Below are 5052 nucleotides of genomic sequence, written 5' to 3' on the forward strand. Positions count from 1 at the left end.
CTGTTCAGCGGCCTCTATCTGAACGAGCTGCTGATCCGCCTGCTGCCTGAGCAAGACCCGCACCCGGCGACGTTCGACCACTACGCCATGACCGTGCTGGCGCTGGCCCAGGGCCGTGCGCTGGAGCCCTTGCTGCGTTCATTTGAATGGCGTTTGCTCGATGAGCTGGGCTATGGTTTCGCCCTGGATATGGATCGGCTCGGCCAGCCGATCGCCGCCGCGGGCCTCTATCGCCTGCAAGCGGATGCCGGCCTGGAAGCGGTCGGCCAGTTGCAGCCGGGCGTGTTCCACGGCAGCGAATTACTCGCCATGGCCGAGGCCGACTGGAGCGTTCCAGGCGCCCTGGCCGCGGCCAAACGCCTCATGCGCCAGGCCCTGGCACCCCATTTAGGCGGTCGACCGCTGGTCAGCCGCGAACTGTTCATGACGCTCAAGGAGCCACCACGTGACTGACGCCAACCGAATTCTGCTGGGTGTGAACATCGACCATGTGGCGACCCTGCGCCAGGCCCGCGGTACGCGTTACCCGGATCCGGTCAAGGCCGCGCTGGACGCCGAGGAGGCGGGCGCCGATGGCATCACCGTGCACCTGCGCGAAGACCGTCGGCATATCCAGGAGCGTGACGTGCGGGTGCTCAGGGAGGTCATGCAGACGCGGATGAACTTCGAGATGGGCGTCACCGAAGAGATGCTCGCCTTCGCCGAAAGCATTCGTCCCGAGCACGTCTGCCTGGTGCCGGAAACCCGCCAGGAGCTGACCACCGAAGGCGGCCTGGACGTGGCCGGGCAAGAAGCGCGGATACGCGCCGCGGTTGAGCGCCTGAGCCGGATCGGCTGCGAAGTCTCGCTGTTCATCGACCCGGACCCGCAGCAGATCGAAGCCTCCAAGCGCGTCGGTGCGCCTGCTATCGAGCTGCATACCGGGCGCTATGCCGATGCCAGTACGCCGGTCGAAACGGCCAAGGAGTTGGCGCGGATTCGCGACGGCGTGGCCTGCGGCCTGGCCCACGGCCTGATCGTCAATGCCGGCCACGGCCTGCATTACCACAACGTCGAGGCGGTGGCGGCGATCCCCGGAATCAACGAGCTGAACATCGGCCACGCCCTGGTCGCCCATGCCCTGTTCGTCGGCTTCAAGCAGGCGGTGGTGGAGATGAAGCAGTTGATCGTTGCGGCAGCCAATCGCTAGCTCATGGGTGTGGACTGACGCTGTAGGGCGTACTCGCGAAGCAGTACGCCGTTGCTGCTGGTAATGGTGGACTGTTCGCTGCGCTCCTGAGTCCACCCTACGACTTGAATGATTCAGCCCACCCCCGGCACGAATGAACGCCGACAATCACGGCTTGCGCGCCACCAGCACCGCGCGGGTCGGTGCCGGCAGGCCTTCGAGGGTGCGGCTGTGGTCGGCCGGGTCGAGGAATTCCGGCAGCGACTGGAAGCGCATCCAGTCGGTCGCGCGCTGCTCCTGCACCGAGGTGGTGTTGACATCCACGCAGCGCACGTCGACGAAGCCGGCGCGGCGCAGCCACAGTTCCAGTGCCGGCACCGAGGGCAGGAACCAGACGTTGCGCATCTGCGCGTAGCGGTCTTCGGGTACCAGCACCTGCTGGACATCACCTTCCACCACCAGGGTTTCCAGCACCAGTTCGCCGCCCTTGACCAGGCAATCCTTGAGATCCAGCAGGTGGTCGATCGGCGAGCGCCGGTGGTAGAGCACGCCCATGGAAAACACCGTATCGAAGCCCTGCAGCTTGCCCGGCAGCTCTTCGAAGGCCAGCGGCAGGTGCCAGACCGGCAGGTCGGGCAGGTAATGCTTGATCGCCAGGAACTGGCAGAGGAACAGCCAGTTGGGGTCGATGCCGACCACGCTCTCGGCACCGGCACCGAGCATGCGCCACATGTAGTAGCCGTTGCCGCAGCCGACATCCAGCACGCGCTTGCCGGCCAGGTCGAGGTAGGGCGCCACGCGCTGCCACTTCCAGTCCGAGCGCCATTCCGTATCCACCTGCACGCCGAACAGCTCGAAGGGGCCCTTGCGCCAGGGGATCAAGCCTTGCAGCGCGTTTTTCAGTGCGGCGCGGGTGCGTTCATCGCAGGCACCGCCGAAGGTGAAGGCAGTCAACAGCTCCAGTTGCTCGACGTTCAGCGCCGGCAAGGCCTGAACGGCGCCGTACCAGCGTTGCAGGTCGCCATGACCGATGGCCAGTTTGGCGTCGATCTGTCCGGGCAGGCCCGCTGCCCAGTCTTGCAGCGGGGTGCCGGCCAGCGCGGCTTGCAGGGCGTCGAGGTCGAGGCGGTTGATCATGGCAGGGCAATCAATGAGGCGAAGTTGAGGCACTGGAACCAGGGCACCACCTTGCTGAAACCGGCGGTCAGCAGGCGCTCGCGGTGTTGCTCCAGGCTGTCGGGGAGCATGACCTTCTCGATGGCGCTGCGTTTCTGCGCGATTTCCAGTTCGCTGTAGCCGTTGGCGCGCTTGAAGGCGATATGCAGGTCGCCGAGCAGCTGATGTTGCTCGACATCCTCGAAGCGCAGTTTTTCCGAGAGGATCAAGGCGCCGCCGGGCAGCAGGGCCTGGCGAATACGCGTTAGCAGTTCGAGGCGTTGTTCGGGCTGGATGAATTGCAGGGTGAAATTCAGCGCCACCAGCGAGGTCGGCTGGAACTCCAGGCTGAGAATATCGGCCTCGATTACCTCGACCGGCAACAGCTCCTGGAACATCGAATCCTGGGCATGCAGGTATTCGCGGCAGCGCTCGACCATGGCGCTGGAGTTGTCCACCGCGATCACTCGGCAGTCTTCGACCTGGACGTGGCGGCGCAGGGCCTGGGTCACCGCACCGAGGGAGCTGCCGAGGTCGTAGAGCACGCTGTGCGGCTGGGCGAACTGGCCGGCGAGTACGCCGATGTTCTCGACGATGGTCGGGTAACCGGGCACCGAGCGCTTGATCATGTCCGGGAACACCCGCACCACATCCTCGTTGAAGGCGAAGTCCGGCACCTGGGGCAGGGGCTGGGCGAAGAGACGGTCGGGCTGTTTTTTCACGGTGGTTCCGCGCGAGGTCGAGAAAGCCGGCGATTTTAGCGTGAAAGTCGCGCAGCGACGACGCCCTTGTGTCCTTCTTCCTCTGCGCAGCGCAGCACGGGGTGAGGGCGGCAGCCTTGCCGCCAGGGCTGCCGTGCAGCGGGTTATCTTGCGGCATGCCGTTGTCAGGGGGCAGCAGCAGGTGGGATCACTTCAATTGATCGGAGAAATACTCACCGGCGCCCTGCAGCGGACCCAGCGGGTTGCGTTTGACTTCGAAGTGACGAATGTTCGGCTCGCCATTGCTGACCTTGTGCACCAGGGTGTCGTCGACCAGTACGAATACCGCGCGGAACGACCAGCCCTGCATTGCCCGCTGTTTGCGGAAGTTGAACACGTCGGCCCAGAAACTGCCGACCCGCTTGGTATCGCTCTTGGTGAATTCGAAGGCATAGCCGATACAGCGATCCTTGGCTTCCAGGCATTGCACCAGGCCGTTCGGCAGGTATTCGATGGGGATGTTCGGCTGCACGAACATCAGCCGTACGTCGATGAAGGAGAGCATCTTGCCGTTTCCCTGGGCCAGCGGGTCAAAGCCCAGGGCGAACAGTTCGGAGCGACTGGTCATGCCGTTGACCGCCTGGGAATAGCGCATTTCCGCATCCAGGTAGTCGATAAATGGCGACTGCACCTCGGCGCGTTCGCTGGGTAGCAGACTGCCGCAGCCACTCAAACCGATCAAAGTCACGACTATCAAAGTTTCACGCCAGCGGGTTGTCATGTCGTCCTCCCACGCGTCGGATACTGTCACGCCATATAGTCAATTTAGTCGGGATTTGCTGTTTCGTTTGCCTAACAGCCGAGCGGGTGTCGTTACAGGGTGAGGGGTCGTGAAAAACTCCCGCCTACTGCGGTCGTCTCCAAGCGTCCGCTGCGGGCGTTTGGAGGCGGTCTCGCGACGGCGCTCGATAGCTGCACGACCTTTGCGAGGTCATGGCGATATGCCCCTCGGCAGCGCCCAGTCCAGGGCGCTGTCACGATTCGCCTTACTTGACCCGGATCGGACAGTCGAAGGTCTTTGCCGGGGCGACTTCGGATTCCCAGGGGCGCTGATAGGTCAGCAGCAGGTGGCCTTCGCCGGCCTGTCTGGCCTGGAAGCGCCAGGTCGACTGACCGGCACTGCCGATCAGCCCCGCGTCTTCCGGGTTGCTGTAGACCTCGGGGCCTAGGCTGTCGAGCAGGCTGCCGGCGTCGTCGCGCAGCACCCAGCGGAACCCCGTGGTCGGGTTGCTCGGCAGGGTCAGGATCAAGTGCTGGCCGCTGTGCAGGCGCAGCGGGCACTGGCTTTGCTGGTGCACGGTCAGGCTGCCGGGTTGGTAGGCGCAGGCGCTCAGCAGGGCGAGGCCGAGCGGCAGTAGCAGGCGGCGGGCGGTGGGCATGGTGAACTCCTGGAGTCGGCAAACGCCTGCCAGCATAGCCGCTGTGCAGGCCAAGGCGTAAGCCGCCGAGGGCTTTTGTAGCCCGGATGCAATCCGGGGAAACCTCAGAATGGCATGCGGGCTACAGGTGCTCTAGTCGAACAGCACCTTGGCCACATCGCCGTAGCGTTTGGCGAAGTGCACGGTCAGGCCTTCCCTGAGGTAGTCCGGCAGTTCCTCGTAGGAGCCGCGGTTGGCTTCCGGCAGGATCAGTTCGAAGATCTTCTGCCGGCGCGCGGCGATGACTTTCTCGCGCACCCCGCCGATCGGCAGGACCTGGCCGGTGAGGGTCAGTTCGCCGGTCATGGCCACGCCTTTTTTCGGCGCCTGGTTGCGCGCGATCGAGAGCAGGGCGCTGGCCATGGTCACCCCGGCGCTGGGACCGTCCTTGGGTGTGGCGCCTTCGGGTACATGCAGGTGGACGAAGGCCTGGTCGAAGAACTTCGGGTCGCCGCCGAACTGTTTCAGGTGCGAGCTGATGTAGCTGTGGGCGATTTCCGCCGATTCCTTCATCACCTCGCCGAGCTGGCCGGTGAGCTTGAAGCCGCGA

General features: G+C 64.5%; 7 protein-coding genes. 2 read left to right on the top strand and 5 right to left on the bottom strand.

Going from position 1 to position 5052, the window contains the following annotated elements:
• Nucleotides 1-453: DNA repair protein RecO (locus tag ABZE94_RS20205; protein ID WP_372877831.1), on the top strand; the 453-nt coding region annotated here is incomplete at its 5' end.
• On the top strand, nt 446-1189 hold the full coding sequence (pdxJ, locus tag ABZE94_RS20210; protein WP_372877833.1) for a pyridoxine 5'-phosphate synthase: 744 nt from the start codon (nt 446-448) through the stop codon (nt 1187-1189). The genes ABZE94_RS20205 and pdxJ, both read left to right, overlap by 8 nt.
• 147 nt (nt 1190-1336) lie before the next feature.
• Here pdxJ and cmoB read toward each other — a convergent pair whose 3' ends face one another.
• From cmoB to ABZE94_RS20235, 5 genes are all read right to left on the bottom strand, one after another.
• Nucleotides 1337-2305, bottom strand: coding sequence for a tRNA 5-methoxyuridine(34)/uridine 5-oxyacetic acid(34) synthase CmoB (gene cmoB, locus ABZE94_RS20215; RefSeq protein WP_372877835.1), 969 nt, complete (start codon nt 2303-2305; stop codon nt 1337-1339).
• Entirely contained in the window at nt 2302-3045 is a 744-nt protein-coding gene (cmoA, locus tag ABZE94_RS20220) for a carboxy-S-adenosyl-L-methionine synthase CmoA (protein WP_372877837.1), read from the bottom strand. Before cmoA ends, cmoB begins: the two co-directional genes overlap by 4 nt.
• 187 nt (nt 3046-3232) lie before the next feature.
• On the bottom strand, nt 3233-3805 hold the full coding sequence (locus tag ABZE94_RS20225) for a hypothetical protein (protein WP_372877839.1): 573 nt from the start codon (nt 3803-3805) through the stop codon (nt 3233-3235).
• A gap of 265 nt (nt 3806-4070) precedes the next feature.
• Nucleotides 4071-4463 (bottom strand): protease inhibitor I42 family protein, encoded by a 393-nt coding sequence (locus tag ABZE94_RS20230; protein WP_372877841.1) that lies wholly within the window; start codon nt 4461-4463, stop codon nt 4071-4073.
• Nucleotides 4464-4595: 132 nt separating this feature from the next.
• The coding region (locus ABZE94_RS20235) for a S16 family serine protease (RefSeq protein WP_372877843.1) at nt 4596-5052 on the bottom strand (457 nt) is incomplete at its 5' end.

The organism is Pseudomonas sp. (genome assembly GCF_041601375.1).
Classification (GTDB): Bacteria; Pseudomonadota; Gammaproteobacteria; order Pseudomonadales; family Pseudomonadaceae; genus Aquipseudomonas.